19 protein-coding genes are annotated in these 22,170 nt (G+C 53.7%); 6 read left to right on the plus strand and 13 right to left on the minus strand.

The window, feature by feature from the left end; translation table 11 throughout:
- Positions 1 to 27 precede the first annotated feature (27 nt).
- The 5 genes from ispH to ribF form a co-directional block, all read right to left on the minus strand.
- The gene (ispH, locus tag KCR01S_RS12170; protein WP_061282996.1) at positions 28 to 978 is read right to left on the minus strand and encodes a 4-hydroxy-3-methylbut-2-enyl diphosphate reductase; all 951 of its coding nucleotides are present in this window, start codon (positions 976 to 978) and stop codon (positions 28 to 30) included.
- A gap of 1 nt (position 979) precedes the next feature.
- Positions 980 to 1,429 carry an FKBP-type peptidyl-prolyl cis-trans isomerase gene (gene fkpB / locus KCR01S_RS12175; protein WP_061282997.1) on the minus strand — a complete coding sequence of 150 codons (450 nt, stop codon included), beginning with the start codon at positions 1,427 to 1,429 and terminating at the stop codon, positions 980 to 982.
- Positions 1,430 to 1,600: 171 nt separating this feature from the next.
- Positions 1,601 to 2,089, minus strand: a complete 489-nt coding sequence (gene lspA / locus KCR01S_RS12180) for a signal peptidase II (RefSeq protein ID WP_061282998.1) — start codon at positions 2,087 to 2,089, stop codon at positions 1,601 to 1,603.
- A complete protein-coding gene (ileS, locus tag KCR01S_RS12185) occupies positions 2,089 to 4,938 on the minus strand; it encodes an isoleucine--tRNA ligase (protein WP_061282999.1) in 2,850 nt (949 codons plus the stop codon). Before ileS ends, lspA begins: the two co-directional genes overlap by 1 nt.
- 33 nt (positions 4,939 to 4,971) lie before the next feature.
- Entirely contained in the window at positions 4,972 to 5,910 is a 939-nt protein-coding gene (ribF, locus tag KCR01S_RS12190) for a bifunctional riboflavin kinase/FAD synthetase (protein ID WP_061283000.1), read from the minus strand.
- 329 nt (positions 5,911 to 6,239) lie between these two features.
- On the opposite strand from ribF, the gene rpsT reads away from it, so the two are divergent.
- Positions 6,240 to 6,503, plus strand: coding sequence for a 30S ribosomal protein S20 (gene rpsT, locus KCR01S_RS12195; protein ID WP_003018940.1), 264 nt, complete (start codon positions 6,240 to 6,242; stop codon positions 6,501 to 6,503).
- A gap of 195 nt (positions 6,504 to 6,698) precedes the next feature.
- Here the strand turns inward: rpsT and nhaR are convergent, their stop codons facing one another.
- The 4 genes from nhaR to dnaK all read right to left on the minus strand — a co-directional run bounded on the left by nhaR (position 6,699) and on the right by dnaK (position 12,215).
- Positions 6,699 to 7,607: a transcriptional activator NhaR gene (gene nhaR / locus KCR01S_RS12200; RefSeq protein ID WP_061283001.1), complete on the minus strand. Its 909-nt coding sequence runs from the start codon at positions 7,605 to 7,607 to the stop codon at positions 6,699 to 6,701.
- A gap of 40 nt (positions 7,608 to 7,647) precedes the next feature.
- Positions 7,648 to 8,817 carry a Na+/H+ antiporter NhaA gene (gene nhaA, locus KCR01S_RS12205; protein WP_061283002.1) on the minus strand — a complete coding sequence of 390 codons (1,170 nt, stop codon included), beginning with the start codon at positions 8,815 to 8,817 and terminating at the stop codon, positions 7,648 to 7,650.
- Between the two features lie 251 nt (positions 8,818 to 9,068).
- A complete protein-coding gene (gene dnaJ / locus KCR01S_RS12210; protein WP_061283003.1) occupies positions 9,069 to 10,205 on the minus strand; it encodes a molecular chaperone DnaJ in 1,137 nt (378 codons plus the stop codon).
- Positions 10,206 to 10,292: 87 nt separating this feature from the next.
- The gene (dnaK, locus tag KCR01S_RS12215; protein WP_061283004.1) at positions 10,293 to 12,215 is read right to left on the minus strand and encodes a molecular chaperone DnaK; all 1,923 of its coding nucleotides are present in this window, start codon (positions 12,213 to 12,215) and stop codon (positions 10,293 to 10,295) included.
- 585 nt (positions 12,216 to 12,800) lie between these two features.
- Here dnaK and satP point away from each other — a divergent pair.
- Both satP and KCR01S_RS12225 read left to right on the plus strand, forming a co-directional pair.
- Positions 12,801 to 13,367 (plus strand): acetate uptake transporter, encoded by a 567-nt coding sequence (gene satP / locus KCR01S_RS12220; RefSeq protein WP_061283005.1) that lies wholly within the window; start codon positions 12,801 to 12,803, stop codon positions 13,365 to 13,367.
- Positions 13,368 to 13,499: 132 nt separating this feature from the next.
- The gene (locus KCR01S_RS12225) at positions 13,500 to 14,936 is read left to right on the plus strand and encodes a hypothetical protein (RefSeq protein WP_061283006.1); all 1,437 of its coding nucleotides are present in this window, start codon (positions 13,500 to 13,502) and stop codon (positions 14,934 to 14,936) included.
- 40 nt (positions 14,937 to 14,976) lie between these two features.
- Here KCR01S_RS12225 and KCR01S_RS12230 read toward each other — a convergent pair whose 3' ends face one another.
- Both KCR01S_RS12230 and mog read right to left on the minus strand, forming a co-directional pair.
- On the minus strand, positions 14,977 to 16,275 hold the full coding sequence (locus KCR01S_RS12230; RefSeq protein WP_061283007.1) for an MFS transporter: 1,299 nt from the start codon (positions 16,273 to 16,275) through the stop codon (positions 14,977 to 14,979).
- 125 nt (positions 16,276 to 16,400) lie between these two features.
- Positions 16,401 to 16,988 carry a molybdopterin adenylyltransferase gene (gene mog, locus KCR01S_RS12235; protein WP_061283008.1) on the minus strand — a complete coding sequence of 196 codons (588 nt, stop codon included), beginning with the start codon at positions 16,986 to 16,988 and terminating at the stop codon, positions 16,401 to 16,403.
- Between the two features lie 194 nt (positions 16,989 to 17,182).
- Here mog and KCR01S_RS12240 point away from each other — a divergent pair, with 194 nt between their 5' ends.
- Complete coding sequence (locus tag KCR01S_RS12240; protein ID WP_061283009.1) at positions 17,183 to 18,109, plus strand: Rpn family recombination-promoting nuclease/putative transposase; 927 nt, start codon at positions 17,183 to 17,185, stop codon at positions 18,107 to 18,109.
- 52 nt (positions 18,110 to 18,161) lie between these two features.
- On the opposite strand, the gene tal is transcribed toward KCR01S_RS12240, so the two are convergent.
- Positions 18,162 to 19,115: a transaldolase gene (gene tal / locus KCR01S_RS12245; RefSeq protein ID WP_061283010.1), complete on the minus strand. Its 954-nt coding sequence runs from the start codon at positions 19,113 to 19,115 to the stop codon at positions 18,162 to 18,164.
- A 252-nt stretch (positions 19,116 to 19,367) separates the two neighbouring features.
- Here tal and KCR01S_RS12250 point away from each other — a divergent pair, with 252 nt between their 5' ends.
- Together KCR01S_RS12250 and yaaA are read left to right on the plus strand one after the other, a co-directional pair.
- Positions 19,368 to 20,798, plus strand: coding sequence for an alanine/glycine:cation symporter family protein (locus KCR01S_RS12250; protein WP_061283011.1), 1,431 nt, complete (start codon positions 19,368 to 19,370; stop codon positions 20,796 to 20,798).
- Between the two features lie 66 nt (positions 20,799 to 20,864).
- Entirely contained in the window at positions 20,865 to 21,638 is a 774-nt protein-coding gene (gene yaaA / locus KCR01S_RS12255) for a peroxide stress protein YaaA (RefSeq protein ID WP_061283012.1), read from the plus strand.
- 38 nt (positions 21,639 to 21,676) lie between these two features.
- Here yaaA and KCR01S_RS12260 read toward each other — a convergent pair whose 3' ends face one another.
- Entirely contained in the window at positions 21,677 to 22,006 is a 330-nt protein-coding gene (locus KCR01S_RS12260) for a DUF2502 domain-containing protein (protein WP_061283013.1), read from the minus strand.
- Between the last annotated feature and the right edge of the window lie 164 nt (positions 22,007 to 22,170).

Raw genomic sequence — 22,170 nt, forward strand, 5'->3', positions numbered from 1 at the left:
TTTTTTCACATCTGCGGGAGAATTAATTTATTCGACTTCACGAACATCCACACGCAGCTCGCGCGGAACTTCAAAGACGATATTCTCTTCACGGCCTTCGAGGGTAATGGCTTCACCACCGCCCAGCGACTGCAAACGGGCGATCACGTTCTGCACCAGAATGTCCGGCGCCGACGCCCCAGCGGTTACACCGACGCAGGCGGCATCCTTCACCCAGGCTTCCTGTATGTCCGTCGCATCGTCAATCAGATAGGCGGCTTTGCCCATCCGCTGAGCGAGCTCGGCCAAACGGTTGGAGTTGGAGGAGTTCTTCGAGCCGACCACCAGCACGACATCCGCCTGCTGAGCGAGTAATCGTACCGCTTCCTGGCGGTTAGTGGTGGCGTAGCAAATATCATCTTTACGCGGGCCAACGATTTTCGGGAAACGCTGGCGCAGCGCGTCAATGACGTCCGACGTGTCGTCCACCGAAAGCGTGGTTTGGGTCATGAATGACAGCTTGCTTTCGTCTTTTACCGCCAACGTCAGGACGTCTTCCGGCGATTCAACCAGATACATGCCCCCTTTCGGGTTGCTGTACTGCCCCATGGTGCCTTCCACTTCCGGATGACCGGCATGGCCAATCAGAATGGACTCTTCGCCACGGCGACTGGCGCGGGCAACTTCCATATGGACTTTGGTCACCAGCGGACAGGTTGCATCAAATACCGTTAAATCCCGGCCTTTGGCTTCGTTACGCACGGCCTGGGAAACGCCATGCGCAGAGAAGATCAGGATCGCGCCATCCGGCACCTCGCTAATCTGCTCGATAAAGATCGCGCCGCGTTCGCGCAGGCTGTCCACCACGTAGCGGTTATGTACCACTTCGTGACGCACATAGATGGGCGCGCCATAGATAGCGAGCGCATTTTCAACAATGCTGATAGCGCGGTCAACGCCTGCACAAAAGCCGCGTGGGTTGGCCAACAGGATCTGCATTTTACGCCTCCAGTACCGGATCGACTTCCAGTACTTCAATATCAAAGTGAACGGTATGGTCCGCCAGCGGGTGGTTAAAATCAACCGTGATCGAGTCACCGTTAATTTCACGAACCACGCCCGGCATTTCGCTGCCATCCATTGCGGTAAACAGCATGATTGCACCGATGGTCGGTTCGCCCGCATCCATAAATTCGCGGCGGGAGAAATACTGAATCAGGTCCGGCGTCGAGATACCAAACGCCGCATCTGGCTCCAGCGAGAAGGCTTTTTTATCCCCGGCCTTCAGGCCAAGAAGGTGCTGCTCCAGCCCTTCAGATAACGTGGCATCACCCAGACGAAACAGCGCCGGTTTGCCATTGCTACGGGTTGACTCAGCGGTAGAGCCATCGTCGAGTTTCAGCGTGAAGTGCACCAGCACCGCGCTATTGCTTTGAATCGATTTAGACATGCAGGGACAGCCTTTTATCTTACGACATTGGAATGACGATGATTGTTATAAGTATGACAACGTTTTCTGTGCTTTTGTTTTATCTGTATGCCCGCCGCACAATGGCTAACGGGCAAACAGAAACAGGCTGTTTATCTATCCCGGAGTCGCGCAACGCCCTCCGGGATTATTTTATGCCTGCTTTTTCGGCAGGAAGCCTTCCAGCACTACCAGCGCCGCGCCGATGCAAATGGCGGTATCGGCCAGGTTGAACGTCGCAAAGTGCCAGTCACCGACGTAGAAATCGATCATGTCGACGACGAAACCATGCCACAGACGGTCGAACAGGTTACCCAGTGCGCCGCCAATAATCAGCGCGTAGGCGATGTTGTTGAGCTTCTGCGTCGCTTTGGAGCGATACATCAGCACCGCCAGGATAACGCAGATCCCCACCGCAATACCGGCAAAGAACCAGCGCTGCCAGCCACCGCTGTCAGCTAGGAAGCTGAACGCAGCGCCATAGTTACGCGCATAATGCAGATTAAGCGACGGGAACAGCGACACCGTATCCCCCAGAGCAAAGTTCTGGAGGATCAGGTATTTGCTGCCTAAGTCGATAATCAGCACGACTACCACCAGCCACAGCCAGCGCAGTCCTGTTGAACAGACAGATTGACTCATCAGGCAAACTTACGTTTTTCGCCATCACCGGCGATGTTGCTTACACAGCGGCCGCAAATTTCTGCGTGCTCCGCCACCTTGCCAACGTCTTGAGTGTAATGCCAGCAGCGCGGACACTTCTCACCTTCGGCTTTATTCAGCGCCACTTTCAGACCTTTCAGCAGTTCGCTCTGCTGAGCATCAGCGGTCGCCTGCGCATAATCCGCAACTTTCGCACCGGAGGTCAACAGGACAAATCGCAGTTCTTCGCCCAGCGCGTTCAGTTTCGCCGCCAGCTCAGGTTCGGCGTACAGAGTCACCGCGGCTTCCAGCGAGCCACCGACTTTCTTGTCAGCACGCGCCTGCTCGATAACCTTGTTCACTTCGCCACGAACCTGCAGCAGAACATCCCAGAAACCATCGTTCATGGCTTCGGATTCCGCCAGGCCAAACAGGCCTTCGTACCATTCGCCGGTAAAGACGTATTTCTCGCGAGAACCCGGCAGATAGCCCCAGATTTCATCCGCGGTGAAGGACATGATTGGCGCCATCCAGCGAACCAGTGCTTCTGCGATGTGGTACAGCGCAGTCTGGCAGCTACGACGCGCCACGCTGTCCGCTTTCGCGGTGTACTGGCGGTCTTTGATGATGTCGAGATAGAACGAGCCCATTTCTACGGAGCAGAAGCGCATCAGGCGCTGAACCACTTCGTGGAAGTCATAGGATTCGTACGCTTTCAGGATGTCTTCCTGCGCTTCTTTCGCGCAGCCAACCGCCCAGCGATCCAGAACAACCATCTCTTCCGGTTTCACCATATCTTTTACCGGATCAAAACCGTTGAGGTTTGCCAGCAGGAAGCGCGCGGTGTTACGGATACGACGATAGCTGTCGGCAGCACGCTTCAGGATTTCATCAGAAACGGCCATTTCGCCGGTGTAGTCGGTAGATGCCACCCACAGGCGCAGGATATCCGCACCCAGTTTGTTCATCACATCCTGCGGAGAAACGGTGTTACCGATAGATTTGGACATCTTACGGCCCTGACCATCCACGGTGAAACCGTGGGTCAGCACCTGACGGTAAGGCGCTTTGCCTTTCATCGCCGTGGAAATCATCAGGGAGGACATGAACCAGCCGCGGTGCTGGTCAGAGCCTTCCAGATACATATCCGGCGTGTGACCGCCAAATTCAGGACGCGCATCAACCACGGAGTAGCTGGTAGAACCGGAGTCAAACCAAACGTCCAGGGTATCCGGCACTTTCACGTAGTTATCAGCGTCGTCGCCGAGGATCTCACGCGGGTCAAGATCCCACCACGCCTGAATACCGTCTTTCTCAACGTATTTAGCGACTTCTTCGATAAGTTCGGTGGTACGTGGGTGCAGCTCTTCGGTGTCTTTATGCACGAACAGCGACATTGGCACGCCCCAGGTACGCTGACGGGAGATACACCAGTCAGGACGGTTGGCGACCATCGATTCGATACGCGCTTTACCCCATGCTGGGATCCAGCCGCTCAGGTTTTCTTGCGCCAGACCATCCTGCTCGATACGGTCGATCTCTTTGAGCGACTGAATACGCAGGCCTTTCTGATCCATGCTGATGAACCACTGTGGGGTGGCACGGAAGATGATTGGCGTTTTGTGACGCCAGCAGCATGGGTAGCTGTGCTGCATTTTCTCAACGTGCAGCAGCGCGCCTTTTTCCGTCAGCAGCTCAACGATTTTATCGTTGGCTTTGAAGACGTTCACGCCGTCTAATCCTGGGTAGGTACCCGCCAGGTAAGCGCCGTCTGGGCCAACCGGGTTAGCAATCTCCAGACCGTATTTCTGGCTGATCACGTAGTCGTCAGGGCCGTGGCCACCGGCGGTATGTACCGCACCGGTACCGGCATCCAGAGTGACGTGGTCGCCCAGAATAGCCGGTACGTCGAAGCCCATGAACGGATGGGTAAAGCGCATCAGTTCAAGTTCGGAGCCTTTGACGGTACCCAGTACGGTGTAATCGCTGGCGCCGATACGCGCCATGACGCTATCGAGCAGATCTTTTGCAACGATGACAGCCTGACCGTCAATCTGCACCAACGCATACTCGAACTCAGAAGAGATAGAGATCGCGCGGTTTGCCGGCAGAGTCCACGGGGTGGTAGTCCAGATAACCAGAGAAATCGGGCCATTGACGCTGCTTGCGCCAAATTTCGCCTTGACTGCATCAGCATCAACCGCGTGGAATGCCACGTCGATAGATGGTGAGGTTTTGTCGTAATACTCAACTTCCGCTTCTGCCAGCGCAGAACGGCAGTCAACGCACCAGTGAACAGGCTTAGCGCCTTTCAGCATGTGGCCGTTGTGAATGATTTTGCCCAGCGCACGGATGATGTTGGCTTCGGTTTTGAAGTCCATCGTCAGGTATGGGTGCTGCCAGTCGCCCAACACGCCCAGACGGATAAAGTCTTTACGCTGGCCGTCAACCTGACCCGCAGCGTATTCGCGGCATTTCGCACGGAATTCCGCTGCCGTGAATTTCTCGCCCGGCTTACCGAATTCTTGCTCAACTTTGAGCTCAATCGGCAGACCATGGCAGTCCCAGCCTGGAACATAAGGCGAGTCATAGCCGGTCAGACCTTTGGACTTAATAATAATGTCTTTGAGAATCTTGTTTACAGAGTGACCAATATGAATGCTGCCATTCGCATATGGAGGGCCATCATGCAGAATGAAGGTTTTTTTGCCCTTTTTCGCGGCACGAATGATGCCGTACAGGTCATCTTCGGTCCAACGCGCCAGCATTCCCGGTTCACGCTTGGCGAGATCGCCGCGCATCGGGAACCCTGTTTCCGGCAAATTCAGGGTTGATTTATAGTCACTCATCAGATTCTCGGTTCCGTATTTTTACGTAGGCATTTAAGCCGGGTTTGATAGCCCAAATAACTCGCGGGCCGTTAATTCATCACGCGCAATCTGCGCCTTTAGCTCATCCAGCGAAGCAAATCGCTGTTCATTGCGTATTTTCTTACGCAGCACTACATCTATGTGGCGACCATAAAGGTCCATTACAACGTCCAGCAAATGCACTTCCAGCTGCTGGCGAACGCCAGCAACCGTTGGACGTGTGCCAATATTGGCCACGCCCGGCAAAGGCTTATCGCCAAGCCCCATCACTTCTACCGCATACACCCCTTTTACCGGGGAGACCTGACGACGTAGCGGCAGGTTCGCCGTCGGGAAACCGATGGTGCGGCCCAGTTCATCACCGTGCACGACGCGTCCGGAGATGGTAAACGGATGGCCCAGCAGGTTTTCGGCTTGCTCGAGGTTATCCTCGGCCAGCGCCTGACGCACCGCGGTGCTGCTAATGCGTACACCGCCATGACAGAAGGTTTGCGTACTGGTGATGTCGAAGCCAAACTCCGCACCTGCCTTCTGTAATAACAAGAAATCGCCCTGACGACCAGCGCCAAAGCGGAAATCATCCCCAACGGCCAGGAACTGAACGCCGAGACGCTTGACCAGCAGATCGCTGATAAACGCCTGCGCGGTTAGCGCGGCAAAGCGACGGTCAAAGCGCAGGCAAACGACGTAGTCCACTCCACTTTCGGCCAGATAGCGCAGCTTTTCACGCAAACGCGTCAGGCGCGCAGGGGCTTTATCAGCCGCGAAAAGTTCCAACGGCTGCGGTTCAAAAATCATCACCACCACGGGTAAACCTCGCGCCCTGCCTTCAGCACGTAAGCCCTGCAGTAGCGCCTGATGCCCACGATGCACACCGTCGAAATTACCAATGGTCAGTACGCACCCATGTGGTGCCTGACTGAGATTATGTATGCCGCGTATCAGCTTCATGTCTGGCTCAAAAGAGTGAAAATCGTCAGAGTATACCTTGTACAACAGCTCACGTTAACCCGCTATTGCACCTCGTCGCCGAAAGTGGGAATGATTTCATCGGCATCCAGCGAAATGGCAAGAAAATATAGTTGGGCCGGGTGATTTTTGTGCCAGAAAGACTGTATTCGTCGGCCACAAGCTGGTAGAATCCTGCGCCATCACTACGTAATGCAGCGTTGTCATTTTAGCGACGCTTATTTGCACAAATCCATTGACAAAAGAAGGCTAAACGGGCATTCTCCTCGGCCTTTGAATTGTCCATATAGAACACATTTGGGAGTTGGACCTTGGCTAATATCAAATCAGCTAAGAAGCGCGCCGTTCAGTCTGAAAAGGCCCGCAAGCACAACGCTAGCCGTCGCTCTATGATGCGTACTTTCATCAAGAAAGTATACGCAGCTATCGAAGCTGGCGACAAAGCTACTGCACTGAAAGCATTTAACGAAATGCAACCAATCGTGGACCGTCAGGCTGCTAAAGGTCTGATCCACAAAAACAAAGCTGCACGTCATAAAGCAAACCTGACTGCACAGATCAACAAACTGGCTTAATCGCCCGCTTGTTATCAGCTTTGAAAAAAACCCGCTTTATGCGGGTTTTTTTACGTCTGTCATTTGGATATTTGACCTGCTTAACGCAGAGAATAAACAGAATGCCGGCCTGATAAGCCGGAGCACTCATCGGGTGATAGGCTCCGGCTTAGCGCTGATATCAGGTTAATCAACCCCGTTGACGGCGTTTCTCGTTCAGCGAACGGGCTTAACGGGCTCGGCAAAAAGCGCAGAATAATCGCGATGGCAAATACGCTGTACCGCCGGGTGCTGGATCATACGTTCGGCAAAAATCGCATGATACTCCTCCATGACGCTGTCCATTCGACCGATTTCGACGATGCTGTTATCCGCGTAAAAATCATGCGCATACAGCGTAGGCGCAACAAAAATGGCATTATGCGCCGCACCGAACGCCTTCATCAGTGCCGCATCATCAAACTCACCCAAAATCTCCACCTTCAGCCCCTGAACGTTGAACCAGTTCAGCAGCTTGCGTCCCAGCATTGAGCGACGGCCAGGCACCAGCAGCCGACGCTCCTCCAGGCATGCTGGGAATGGTTTCTCCGGCGGCGGATTCATGCACCAGAAGCTCACGCTGCACTCCCCAATTTTCACCGAGAACAGCCCTTCCTGCTGCGTAGAGTCAATTGGGCAATCAGAGATAATCATATCCAGCTTATGCTGACTCAACTGCTCCAGCAGCATCTCGTGCGTGGATTCGAAGCAGCGCAAATGGATTTGTTCGTCCTCTACCACCGCAGCATCCAGCACGCCGCTCACCAGCCGTTTTGACAGCGCGTCGGCCACTCCGACATCAAACAGCAGGTTTGACTCTTTGCGATAGTTAACGATATCCAGCATTTCCTGACTCAGGGTAAACATCTTATCCGCATAGCGGAACACCAGCTCACCCAGTTCACTCGGCTCAATACCGCGCCCTTTACGCTTAAACAGCTTGCCCTGCAGGCGCTCTTCCAGCGCCTTAATCTGCCCGGTAATAGTCTGCGGCGTGAGGTAGAGTGCCTCCGCCGCTCCGACGACCGAACCTTCCTTGTAGACATGCCAAAAGTAGTACAGATGGTTGTAATTAATATGCGACATGCCCTGTGCTCCCCTCTCCTTTAATCATCATTTTCGATACTTACGCCGCTTGCGGCTTTAAATGCGCGCGCAGCAAGGTGTATCCCACCACCGCCGACAGCACGGAGCCCACCAGAATGCCCAGCTTCGCCCAGTTGATCAGCGACGGGTCGACGCTGCCAAAGGCCAGGCTGGCGATAAAGATAGACATGGTGAAGCCAATCCCGCACAGCAGGCCAACCGCCATGATCTGCGAGAAGTTAGCGCCCTCGGGCAGTTTAGCGAGCTTCAGCTTCAGCGCCAGCCAGCAGAAAAGGCTGATCCCCAGCGGCTTGCCGATAAACAGGCCCGCGATTATCCCCAATGGCAGCATCGACGTCAGGCCGCTGAAAGTCACACCCTCCAGCGAAACACCGGCGTTAGCAAAGGCAAACAGCGGCAGGATCATAAAGGCCACCCACGGATGCAGCACGTGCTCAAGCTGCTTCGCCGGGGATTTCCCCTCCTGCTCACGCAGCGGGATAAAGAAGCCAACGATCACACCGGCCAGCGTCGCGTGCACGCCCGATTTCAGTACCGCCGTCCACAGAACCATGCCCACCAGAATATAGATACCGGTACGACGCACTCCGCTGAGGTTAAGAATGGCCAGCACCACGATAGCCGCCGCAGCAACGCCCAGCGACAGCAGCGACAGATCGCTGGTATAGAACAGAGCAATAATCACAATCGCGCCCAGATCGTCGATGATTGCCAGCGCCATCAGGAAAATCTTCAACGAAGCCGGTACCCGGCTGCCGAGCAGCGCCAGCACGCCTAAGGCAAAAGCAATGTCCGTAGCAGCAGGTATCGCCCAGCCGCTGCTGGCGATAGGATCCTGGGCATTGAAGGCCAGATATACCAATGCCGGTACAACCATACCGCCCAGCGCGGCAATCACCGGGAAAATAGCCTGACGGCGCGTCGCCAGCGAGCCTTGCATCAACTCACGCTTGACCTCAAGGCCAATCAGCAGGAAAAAGACCGCCATCAGCGCGTCGTTAATCCACAGCAGCATGTTTTTATTGATTTCCAGTGCACCAACGCGCAGCTGTACCGGCGTTTCCAGGAATGCATGATACAGGCCGCTGGTCGCCCCCATATTAGCCATCAACATCGCCATTACCGCGGCAATAATCAGAAGAATGCCGCCGGAGGCATCATTGTTAAAAAAGCGCTGAATATGTTTCACTTTTCATACTCTCTATCAAGTAAATACTTCGTGATTACTATCTTACATCGCTAAACATATCGTTAAAATTAGATTATTCATTGCGAAAGACTCGTCTTTTCCGAACTATTTTTTTTCCTGAGAAGCCTCATTCGGACCGCGCGTGACATCCGCGTATTGCCTTTCCTTCGCTCCCGGCCATCGGGTATTTAAGCGATAAAAAAAGCCCGGAATCTCGCAATCCCGGGCTTTGTCTGATATGGCGGCAGTGATTAACGCGTTAAATCGTCAAAGAACTTTTTCACGCCATCAAAGAAGCTTTTGGAGCGAGGGCTATTGTTTTCACCGGTTGGACCGCCGAAGCTTTCCTGCAGGTCTTTGAGCAGCTGTTTTTGCTTCTCGTTCAGACTCACCGGCGTCTCAACAACCACGCGACACAGCAGGTCACCCTGCGCACCACCGCGGACGGACTTCACGCCCTTGCCGCGCATGCGGAACAGTTTGCCGGTTTGCGTTTCACCCGGTACTTTCAGCTTCACGCGACCGTCGAGCGTCGGAACTTCAATCTCGCCGCCCAGCGCCGCCATGGAGAAGTTGATCGGTACTTCACAGTACAGGTTGTTGCCCTCACGCTCGAAGATAGCGTGCTGTTTCACCTGCACCTGAACGTACAGATCGCCCGCCGGCGCACCATGTTCACCCGCTTCGCCTTCACCCGACAGACGAATACGATCGCCGGTATCGACACCCGCAGGGATCTTCACGGACAGCGTTTTGGTTTTCTCTACCCGACCGTGACCGTGACATTTGTTGCACGGGTCTTTAATCAGCGTACCGCGGCCCTGACAGTGTGGACAGGTCTGCTGTACGGCGAAGAAGCCCTGGCGCATCTGCACCTGGCCTGCACCGTGGCAGGTTGGACAGGTCTGCGGCTGTGAACCCGCTTTCGCCCCACTGCCGTGGCAAACATCACACTCTTCCAGCGTTGGAATGCGGATCTCTTTGGTCACACCACGAACCGCTTCTTCCAGCGTCAGATCCATGTTGTAACGCAGATCAGCGCCACGGGATGCGCGCTGACGACCGCGGCCACCGCCGAAGATGTCACCGAATACGTCACCAAAGATATCGCCAAAGTCTGCGCCGCCGCCGTAACCACCGCCGCCGCCGCCCATACCGCCCTGTTCAAAGGCTGCATGGCCGTACTGATCGTAGGCCGCACGCTTCTGCGCGTCGGTCAGGATCTCATACGCCTCTTTGATCTCTTTAAACTTGGCTTCGGCCTCTTTATCACCCTGGTTGCGGTCCGGGTGGAATTTCATGGCCAGGCGTTTATACGCCTTTTTGATTTCACGCTCTTCCGCTGTTTTGGAAACGCCCAAAATCTCATAGTAATCTTGCTTTGCCATTGTTGTTTTTCAGCCCCTTAACATACGAGCACGGGCGTGGAGAGATCTCCTACGCCCGTGCCGATTAACTACCCTGCATCAGGGCGATTATTTTTTGTCTTTCACTTCTTCGAACTCAGCGTCAACAACATCGTCGTCTTTCGCATTGTTCGCGGAAGCGTCAGCGCCTTCAGCGCCAGCTTGCTGCTGTGCGTGCTGCTGCTGAGCGATTTCCATCAGTTTCTGGGAAACCTGAGCCAGCGCCTGCATTTTCGCTTCGATATCGGCTTTGTCTTCGCCTTTCAGGGACGCTTCCAGCGCAGTCAGCGCAGACTCGATAGCGGTTTTGTCGTCAGCTGGCAGCTGTTCGCCCGCTTCTTCAACCTGCTTACGAGTGCTGTGCAGCAGATGGTCACCCTGGTTACGGGTCTGAACCAGTTCTTCAAACTTACGGTCAGCTTCAGCGTTAGCTTCGGCTTCACGAACCATTTTCTGAATTTCTTCTTCGTTCAGACCAGAAGATGCCTTGATGGTGATCTTCTGCTCTTTACCGCTGTTTTTGTCTTTCGCAGACACGTGCAGGATACCATCAGCATCGATATCGAAGGTTACTTCGATCTGCGGCATGCCGCGCGGCGCTGGGCTGATACCGTCCAGGTTGAACTGGCCGAGATCTTTGTTATCAGAAGCACGTTTACGTTCACCCTGCAGCACATGGATGGTTACCGCAGACTGGTTGTCTTCAGCGGTAGAGAACACCTGGCTGTGCTTGGTCGGGATGGTGGTGTTTTTGTTGATGAGCGCAGTCATCACGCCGCCCATGGTTTCGATACCCAGAGACAGTGGGGTAACGTCCAGCAGCAGTACGTCTTTCACTTCACCCGTCAGTACACCACCCTGGACTGCAGCACCGATAGCAACAGCTTCGTCCGGGTTAACGTCTTTACGTGGCTCTTTACCAAAGAATTCAGCCACTTTCTTCTGAACCATTGGCATACGAGTCTGACCACCCACCAGGATAACGTCCTGGATGTCGGAAACAGACAGGCCAGCGTCCTGCAGTGCAACTTTCAGCGGCTCGATTGAACGGTTAACCAGGTCTTCTACCAGGCTTTCCAGTTTCGCACGGGTCACTTTAATGTTCATGTGTTTAGGACCAGACGCATCTGCAGTGATGTACGGCAGGTTTACGTCAGTCTGCTGAGCAGAAGACAGCTCGATTTTCGCTTTTTCAGCTGCTTCTTTCAGACGCTGCATTGCCAGCGGATCGTTGCGCAGGTCAATGCCCTGATCTTTCTTAAATTCGTCAACGAGGTAGTTGATCATGCGGCTATCGAAGTCTTCACCACCCAGGTGGGTATCACCGTTGGTTGCCAGAACTTCGAAGGTTTTTTCGCCGTCAACTTCGTCGATTTCGATAACGGAAATATCGAAAGTACCACCACCGAGGTCATATACCGCGATAGTACGGTTGCCGACTTCTTTATCCAGACCGTATGCCAGTGCAGCCGCGGTTGGTTCGTTGATGATACGTTTGACTTCCAGACCTGCGATACGGCCGGCGTCTTTTGTTGCCTGACGCTGAGCATCGTTAAAGTAAGCAGGTACGGTAATAACCGCTTCAGTTACCGGTTCACCCAGGTAATCTTCAGCCGTTTTCTTCATTTTTTTCAGCACTTCTGCAGAGATCTGCGGAGGAGCCATTTTCTGACCCTTCACATCGATCCATGCATCACCGTTGTCAGCACCGATGATTTTGTACGGCATGATGGCTTCATCACGCTGCACTTCTTCGTCCTGGAAGCGGCGACCAATCAGGCGTTTAATCGCAAACAGGGTGTTTTGCGGGTTTGTCACTGCCTGACGTTTAGCCGGCTGACCAACCAGAGTTTCACCATCCTGGGTATATGCAATAATAGAAGGCGTGGTGCGATCGCCTTCGGCGTTCTCCAGCACGCGTGCAGTAGTGCCATCCATAATCGCTACACAAGAGTTGGTAGTACCCAAGTCGATACCAATAATTTTACCCATCTAAACGTCTCCACTAAAAATTCATTCAACATGTGGTTGTCAGTCTGTAATAAGGGCGAAACCTACGGTTTCAACTGCCCTGAATCGTTTTTTTTCAGACTCACTCACTGCGGTTGACTACAAGATGGGGGCTCAACGTCATCCATCAAGGGGCAGGCTAAAAAATTTTTCATTCAGTGCGCTTAAAATTTAACGCGCGCTGAGCGCTCCCCCGTCGTCCCCCCCCACGAAACACCAATGAAAAAAGATATTTATTCAATAAGTTAAATGGATAACGACCACCCTCGCGCGCCCAAAATCGGCGTAAAAAAGCCCGAATATTCATTTCTTCTGCGGAATCCTTTTTGGCGACTGGAAATCGGCAAAATCCCAACATGAGTCATAAATCCAGTTTTCGCCCTAGGCCAAGCGGTGGCAATCTGACCTTGCCCCTTTCACGGCAAAACACCGGGTTCAGGCGTAAAAGGGGAAAAATAGTTTATTTTCCCCTCATCAGATCATAGACAGCCCGTTGACTCCTGATTATTATGCCGCGCCCCAACATTGGGGAGATTATTTCACCATTCAATGATGATTTGAGGAATTATGGGCAACACTAAGTTGGCTAACCCGGCACCGCTGGGCCTGATGGGCTTCGGCATGACCACCATTCTGCTTAACCTGCACAACGCGGGTTTCTTTGCGCTTGACGGTATTATTCTCGCAATGGGTATTTTTTACGGCGGTATCGCGCAGATTTTCGCGGGCCTGCTGGAATACAAAAAAGGGAATACTTTCGGTCTGACCGCATTCACCTCTTACGGTTCTTTCTGGCTGACGCTGGTCGCCATTCTGCTGATGCCGAAAATGGGTCTGACGGAAGCACCTAATGCGCAGTTCCTCGGTGCCTACCTGGGCCTGTGGGGCGTGTTCACGCTGTTCATGTTCTTCGGTACCCTGAAAGCAGCACGCATGCTGCAATTCGTGTTCCTGAGCCTGACCGTGCTGTTTGCCCTGCTGGCGATTGGCAACATCAACGGTAACGAAGCCATTATCCACGTTGCAGGCTGGATTGGTCTCATCTGTGGCGCAAGCGCCATCTACCTGGCCATGGGCGAAGTGCTGAACGAGCAGTTTGGCCGCACCGTGCTGCCGATTGGTGAAAAACACTAATCCTCATCTCTTTTGAAAAGCGTCGGCCTGTCCGGCGCTTTTTTTTGCCCACCAACTACCTATCCTGGGGTTACCTCACGCCCGCTATTTACGTTATTTTCAACAGCTTCTTATAATTAAAATGGAATGTTGATGATGCGATTTACCTCGGCTTACGGCCTGTTTCTGGCCACCAGTGTCCTGCTCCCTTCCTACGGCTATGCGTTAGAGGCCAACGACGTCACCCGCGTTGATTGGGATAAAGACAATACCGTGCACATGGGCAGCAGCATCAACACGGTTTACCGAATTATGATGGCGGGAGGTTCACGCAACGATCTTTGGCTGAATATCGACTGCAACACCCAGACGAAAACGTTGCTGTATATGAACCTTCAGACGCCGGTTGGCAAAGATCTCCGCGTATACGGCAGTCGCTCCATTGGCCGCTATATCCCTGGCATCCCTTTTGAGCCTGATGCCGATAGCCTGATGAGCACCGATCCGGCGCTAAATATCTGCCAACAGAAAATCCCACAACCTCGCTGGGTTGGGCTGTCGCTGCCGGATAAAAACGCAGATCAACTGTTTATCGATCTCAGCAGCAGCTATCGCCAGGGCAGCTTGCTCAAGCTTCGGTTAGGCACCGATTACGCCCAAATTCATCGCGACGAAAAATACACTGCGCCCTATGATTTCCGAATCCAGCAAATGCAGGTCAACTGTCATAATCACCGGGCACGTATTGAACGGACATTTTCCCTTAATGGCTCGGTAGTGAGCGACAATAGCATCACAACCGATGCCAATTTCTCCCCGCTCTCTAAACCACTCATCGCCCCCATTAAAACGCTGTGCAGCCTGAAGGATCTGAACCAATTTACCGGCTTCGGGCCGCGGGTTGAACGACAGAAAACGGCCGCCGAGGCACCGCTTACCCTCCCTGATTTTACGCAAAACGATCCAAGCGCGTTGGCACGCTACCCATTAGCTGAATCCGTTAACAAAACGATCCGCCAGGTACTGGACGACACAAATAGCACGCCAACGTTTAGCCGCCTGACGTTTACTCAGGTATGGCCCGGTCCGGACGACAGCAGCGCGCAAACGCGTATCGACCGTCTGCCGGATGGCAGCACGCTGACGCTCGATACCCTGATTCTCAAAGGCATACCGTTCTATATTCAGTACCAGCGCCTGTTCAATCTGGTGAACCTGAAAGAGTGGGATTCTATGCAAAATAGCCCGCTCATTAGCCAGTCGCTGGAAACGGACTTTAATGCCGCCCCCATCGTCGGTAAACAGTACCGTTGGCTGGCGGTGATGCAAAATGCGCAGGACGCACCAAAGAGCAAGTCAAAAAGCCAGGTGTGCCTCGTGGAAAGCACCTGGCACGATGCTTCCATGCTGAATGAGCAATTCCCAGGGCGCTACCTGGAGCTGAGCTGCACCGACGACCGTGGTGACGGGAAAGCGATGAGCAGTGATTATGCCTGGCTTGAAGACCTGAGGATCTTTATCCGCATCGGCTACCAGGAAGACGGGAAGAAAAAGCGCTTTATGTTTAAAGAGGTCGAGATCATTCGCTAACCACGAGCCCGGCGCGAGGGCGCCGGGCTCACTGGCAGGCTTAGGAGCGTTGTAATTCGCCGCCGACTGCCGCCGGCGCTTCTTTGCGTAACCAAATACCCAATGCCAGGCCGAGCAGCGACAGCGCCAGTACATACCAGGCAGGCGCCATGGGTGACACCCCCATCAACATCGTTACGGCAATCGGCGTCAGGCCGCCAAAAATGGCGTACGAAACGTTGTAAGAAAATGAAATACCGGTAAAGCGCACTTCTGCCGGGAAGGCGCGAACCATCACATACGGCACCGCACCAACCACACCAACGCACAGCCCCACCAGCCCGTACAGCACGAACAGTTGTTCTGGATGCGCTCCCGCCAGGTGGTAGAAGAGCCAGCTCGAACAGGCGAGCAGAATACTGCCAACGATAAAGGTTTTGCTGGCGCCCATTTTATCCACAATCAATCCGGCCAACAGACAGCCAACACAAAGCATAACCGTGGCCACGCTGTTGGCCTGTAAAGTCAGCGCGGGAGCAAAACCGTACTGCTTCTGCAGCCAGACGGGTGACATCAGAATGACCACCACAATCCCTGCCGATAGCAGCCAGGTCAGCAACATGGAAACCACTACCGCCTGCTTATGCTTGAGCACCACTGATTTTATCGGCAGCTCCTGCGCCAGCGCCTTACGCTGCTGCATCTCAAGGAAGATCGGGGTTTCCTGCAGCCAGCGGCGCAGATACATCGCCACCAGGCCAAAGATCCCCCCCAGCAGGAAAGGAATACGCCAGCCGCCGTTATGAATCGCCTGCGGCGTCAGCTGCGTGTTAATCAGGGTGGCCACCACCGAACCGAGCAAGATACCGACCGTCAGCCCAGCCGTTAGCGTACCGCAGGCAATACCAATTCGACGCGCCGGAACGTGTTCCGCCACAAACACCCACGCGCCAGGCACTTCACCGCCGATCGCTGCGCCTTGCAAAATGCGCATCAGCAGCAATAAAAGCGGAGCCGCCAGACCGGCAGTGACATAGGTTGGCAGCAGGCCAATTGCCAGCGTCGGAACGGCCATCAGCAGAATGCTGAGGGTGAACATCTTCTTGCGGCCAACCAAATCGCCAAAGTGCGCCATAATAATGCCGCCCAGCGGACGAGCCAGATACCCCGCGGCAAAAATGCCGAAGGTCTGCACCTGGCGTAACCATTCGGGAATATCCGCCGGGAAGAAAAGCTCCCCGACCACGGCCGCAAAGAAAACGAAAATGATGAAGTCGTAAAACTCCAGCGCGCCACCTAATGCCGCCAGGGTCAACGTTTTATAATCTTGTCGATTCAGAGGTCGGGTGTAATTTGACATAACGAACCATTCGCAAAGTTGAGCTGTTGATATAAGTTTACGATTTGTGTAAAGCAAAAATTACTATACCGTAAACCCTATCCCACTCCAGAGGAATGATAGGTTATGTCAGGAATGGATTACATTCAGGATAATGTCTCGCGACGCGCGCTCTTAGGGCGAAAAGCTGCTACCACATCCGGATTGGTCTCAATATACGGCCCTTCCAGCAACTGTACACAATAAGGTACACTTGCAAAGATACCGTTAACCAACACTTTGCCTTCAGCGTCCTTAACCCCTTCCAGCGTTTCCTGAATCGCTTTCGGCTGCCCCGGCAGGTTCAAAATCAGCGCCTGCTTACGAATAACGCCCACCTGACGAGAAAGGATCGCCGTCGGCACAAAATGCAGACTCACCTGGCGCATTTGCTCACCAAAGCCCGGCATCACGCGGTCAGCAATCGCCAGCGTCGCATCTGGCGTCACATCACGGCGCGCAGGGCCGGTTCCACCGGTGGTCAGAACCAGATGGCAGCTCATCTCATCCACCAGCTCGCACAGCGTTTGTTCAATGATGGTTTGCTCATCTGGGATCAGGCGGGTTTCCACTTTAAAAGGCGTGGTCAGAGCCGATGCCAGCCACTCTTCGAGTGCCGGGATACCTTTGTCCTGATACACGCCGCTGGAGGCGCGGTCAGAGATAGAAACTAAACCAATGCGTAAAGTGTTCATGATTATTCCATTAAAACGGTGCTGTTAAGCGGAATGATACACGCGATTGGCCGGCAATACTAAATCCCCAAACGGGTTATCCCACGGTGTTTCCCGAGGTGCGCCGCAAAACCAATGAGCCAATGGAGGATTCACTGTCGCATCGTTTACGGGAATGGCAGACTCCGGCCAAAGATGACCAGGGAGGGTCAAATATGCCTAAGAAAAGATCACCTACGCCCCATGATTTGGTGTTTAAAACCTTCCTCTCGCAAATGGAAACGGCGCGAGATTTTATTGCTATTCATCTGCCCCCAGCGCTTTTGTGCCTATGCGATCTGCAGACCTTGCATCTGGAATCAGGGAGCTTTATTGAAGATGATCTCCATCCCTACTTCAGCGATATGCTCTACTCATTAAAAACCGCCTGCGGCGATGGATACATCCATGTTTTGATAGAGCATCAGAGTTCACCGGATAAACATATGGCTTTCCGTTTGATGCGCTACGCAATCGCAGCCATGCAGCGCCATTTGGAAGCGGGTAATAAAACTCTGCCGCTGGTGATTCCGATTCTGTTTTACCAGGGGCGAAAAAGCCCCTATCCCTATTCAATGAATTGGCTAAATCATTTTACGGATCCACAGCTTGCAGGGAAAATTTACGCTCAAGACTTCCCTCTCGTCGATATCACAGTCATCGCGGATGACGAGATCATGCAGCACCGCAGCATAGCCGCGCTGACGTTGATTCAAAAGCACATCCGCCAGCGCGATCTGACCCAATTGTTTGATAAGCTCGCCGCGCTGTTAACCCACAACGACATCAGCGGACAACAGGTGATTGCGCTGGTAAACTACATGCTACAGGCGGGAAAGGCTCAGGATGCCCGCACACTACTGTTTGAGATGGCGCAGCATGCGCCTCAGTATGGAGACGAACTCATGACGCTCGCAGAGCAGCTAAAGCAGGAAGGACGTCGCGAAGGCATTCAGCAAGGCCTTCAGGAAGGCTTGCAAACGGGTGAGCGCGAGGCATCACGTAAAATAGCCCAAGCTATGCTGAAAAAAGGGATATCGGTGGCCGACATCATCGAAATGACCGGCGTTAGCGCAGAAGAGCTCCCTTCTCTACAGCATTAAAAAAGCCCGCTCTCACAAGAGAAGCGGGCTTTCATCATGCAACGATGCCGTCTTACAGCAGGTCGCCGATCATTTTTTCCAGTTTTTCCTGGTCGATTGCAAACTTACGGATACCTTCCGCCAGTTTATCAACGGCCATTGGATCCTGGTTGTGCTGCCACAAGAACTCAGATTCAGTGATGCGGTCCGGACGCGCTTTAACTTCACCGGTGAAGGTCAGTTTACGTTCCAGCGCGCCTTCACTTTCTGCCAGCTCTTTCAGCAGTGCAGGAGCGATGGTCAGACGATCGCAGCCAGCCAGTTCCAGGATTTCACCGATGTTACGGAAGCTTGCGCCCATAACGACCGTCTCGTAACCGTGCTGTTTGTAGTACTGGTAGATTTCGCTAACGGAAACTACGCCTGGATCTTCTGCTGGTGCGTACTCTTTCTTATCGGTATTGGCTTTGTACCAATCCAGAATACGGCCCACGAACGGAGAGATCAGGTATACGCCGGCTTCTGCACAAGCACGAGCCTGAGCGAAGGAGAACAGCAGCGTCAGGTTACAGTTGATGCCTTCTTTTTCCAGCTGCTCTGCTGCGCAGATGCCCTGCCAGGTAGAAGCCAGTTTGATCAGGATGCGGTCGTTGCTGATGCCAGCATCGTTGTACATTTTGATCAGGCGTTTCGCTTTTGCGATGGATGCTTTGGTGTCATAGGACAGACGCGCATCAACTTCCGTTGAGATACGGCCAGGGACCAGTTTCAGAATTTCCAGACCGATATTTACGGCCAGTTTGTCGGTAGCATCTACAACCTGCTGAGCACGATCGCTGCTCTGGCTACGCGCCCACTCTACCGCATCATCAATCAGTTTACGGTACTCAGGGATCTGCGCTGCACCCAGAATCAGAGAAGGGTTGGTTGTCGCATCCTGAGGCTGATACAGCTTCATTGCTGCGATGTCTCCGGTGTCAGCCACTACGGTTGTGTACTGACGCAGAGATGTCAATTTATCCGTCATGATAGTGTTTCTCTTTAAACAGCTGTTAGGGGGATGTAACCGGTCTGCCCCGATAATATCACGCCGCACCCTCAGCGCAACCGCCGACGTCGCGAGAGCGCAGAGTATGATAAACTGAAGCATCAAACTTTGAGGGTTGAGTTTCTGCGCCCTGATCGTGGTAGCGCTTACATTGGCTGAATCGAATCGTGCGAAGCAACCTTACCTTCCCGCGGTCAGCCCTCTATTTCGGCATAGACAAGAGGACGTTTAATGCCTGATTTTCTCTCCTTTATCAGCGAGATACTTTGGGGTTCGGTAATGATTTACCTGCTCCTCGGCTGCGGTCTGTGGTTCACATGGAGAACCGGCTACATCCAGTTTCGCTACATCCGTCAGTTTAGCAAAAGTCTGAAAAGAAGCCTGACGCCCCGCGAAGGCGGTCTGACCTCATTTCAGGTTTTGTGCATCAGCCTTGCCGCGCGAGTGGGCAGTGGCAACCTCGCCGGCGTAGCTTTAGCCATTACCGTCGGCGGCCCCGGCGCGGTGTTCTGGATGTGGATTGCCGCCATTATCGGCATGGCCAGCAGCTTCGCTGAATGTTCGCTGGCGCAGTTATACAAAGAGCGTGACGCCAGCGGACAGTTTCGCGGCGGCCCGGCTTGGTACATGTCCCGTGGGCTTGGAATGCGCTGGATGGGCGTCGTGTTCTCTCTGCTGCTCCTCCTCGCCTATGGGCTGATTTTCAATACCGTGCAGGCCAACTCAACCGCACACGCGCTGGAATATGCCTTCGATATCCCTAAAGCCGTCACAGGCATCGTGATGGCACTGCTCGCCCTACTGGTGATCCTGCGCGGGATGAAGGGCGTGGCGAAATTCAGCCAATGGGTGGTACCGTTTATGGCGCTGCTGTGGGTCGCGACATGCCTGCTGATCACGCTATGGCATATCGTCGAGCTGCCCGCCATCATCGAGATGATTATCCGCAGCGCGTTTGGCTGGCAGGAGGCAGCAGCGGGCGCGGTGGGCTATAGCGTAAGCCAAGCTATCACCAGCGGTTTCCAACGCAGCATGTTCTCCAACGAGGCTGGCATGGGATCGACGCCGAACGCGTCGGCCGCCGCGTCCTCATTCCCTCCACATCCCGCCGCACAAGGGATTGTTCAGATGATTGGCGTCCTTATTGATACCATCGTCATCTGTAGCGCAAGCGCGATGGTGGTATTGCTGGCGGGCCACGGAACCAAAACCACCAGCTACGACGGTATCCAACTCATTCAGCATGCGATGAACGTACTGGTCGGCGACTGGGGAGCCAGCTTCGTGGCACTGGTGATGATGTTGTTCGCCTTCACCTCGGTGGTGGCAAACTATGTCTACGCCGAAAACAACCTGATCTTTTTACGTTGGGATATGCCGTGGGCCATTTGGCTGCTACGCATAGCCACACTGCTGATGGTGGTCGCCGGCAGTTTGCTCAATCTCCCGCTCGTCTGGCAGATGGCTGACGTGATCATGGCGCTAATGGCCATCACCAACCTGACGGCAATTTTGCTGCTTTCACCGGTGGTACGCATTATTGCTACTGACTACCTGCGCCAGCGTAAACTGGGCGTAACGCCAGTGTTCGACCCCGACTATTACCCGGAGATTGCCCAGCAGCTGGCGCCGGAGAGTTGGGATCAACCGCCGCGCCAATAGCAGCAATCGATCACCTGATAGCGTTTTTTTGTTAAAGTTGAGTGAAATTTTCTGCAAGGACTGGATATGCTAATTCTGATTTCTCCTGCTAAAACGCTCGATTACCAAAGCCCGCTGGCAACGACGCGCTATACCCAGCCCGCGCTATTGGAGCATTCCCAACAGCTGATTGGCGTTGCGCGTCAGCTCTCCGCCCCGCAAATTAAAGCGCTGATGGGGATTAGCGACAAGCTGGCCGACCTGAACGCCACGCGTTTCCACGACTGGCATCCGGACTTCACACCGGATAATGCGCGCCAGGCGATCCTTGCGTTTAAGGGGGATGTCTACACCGGGCTCCAGGCGGAAACCTTCAGCGAAGCCGATTTCGATTTTGCCCAAAAACACTTGCGTATGTTGTCCGGCCTTTATGGCGTGCTGCGCCCACTGGATCTGATGCAGCCCTATCGTCTGGAGATGGGGATTCGTCTGGAAAACCCGCGCGGCAAAGATCTCTACCAGTTCTGGGGGGACGAAATCACCCAAACGCTGAATAGCGCGTTAGCGGATCAGGGGGATGATGTGCTGGTGAATCTGGCATCAGATGAATACTTCCGCTCGGTAAAACCCAAAGCGCTCAACGGGCAAATCATCAAGCCGGTGTTCCTCGACGAGAAGAATGGCAAATTTAAGGTCATTAGCTTCTACGCTAAAAAGGCGCGCGGGTTGATGAGCCGTTTTATCATCGAAAACCGCCTGAGCAAGCCCGAACAGCTCACCGGCTTTAACAGCGAAGGGTATTTCTTCGATTCGGCAAGCTCAACCCACGACGAGCTGGTCTTTAAACGCCACGAGCAGTAACGCAAAAAAAGCCCGGCAATGCCGGGCTTTTTTTTGGATCAGTGATGATTTGGTGGTGGACGATGATCATCGCGATGATCGTTACCCGGGCCGCGATTGTCATGCCCACGATTGTCATGATGATCATCATGACCGCGGTCGTCGTGACGCGGTGGCGGCGTATGCGCATGCCAGCGGTTATCTCGCCATTCGTAATGCTCTTTCCACCAGCTATGGTCGCGCCAGTGTCCGCCATCCCAATAGCGTCCGCTATTATCCTGATCGCCAATCTGTAGCTTCACTGCGGGGATCAGCGTTATCTCCGCAGCCTGTACCATGACCGGAGCTGCCAGCATCATTGCCAGTGCAAACATCGCAGGTTTTAACATGGGGAACTCCTTTGTTCATCATTTGCCTATGGGGCCGATGAAGAGAGCTTACCGTGGTGAAACCCTGTTGGTTATTCTCCGCAATCCTATATTGTAACCTCCCGCATTTATTGGGAATTTCTCCTTTTTCTCTGCGGAATATCTACATAATTTCTCCCTATTTC

This window comes from Kluyvera cryocrescens NBRC 102467 (assembly GCF_001571285.1).
Taxonomy (GTDB): Bacteria; Pseudomonadota; Gammaproteobacteria; order Enterobacterales; family Enterobacteriaceae; genus Kluyvera; species Kluyvera cryocrescens.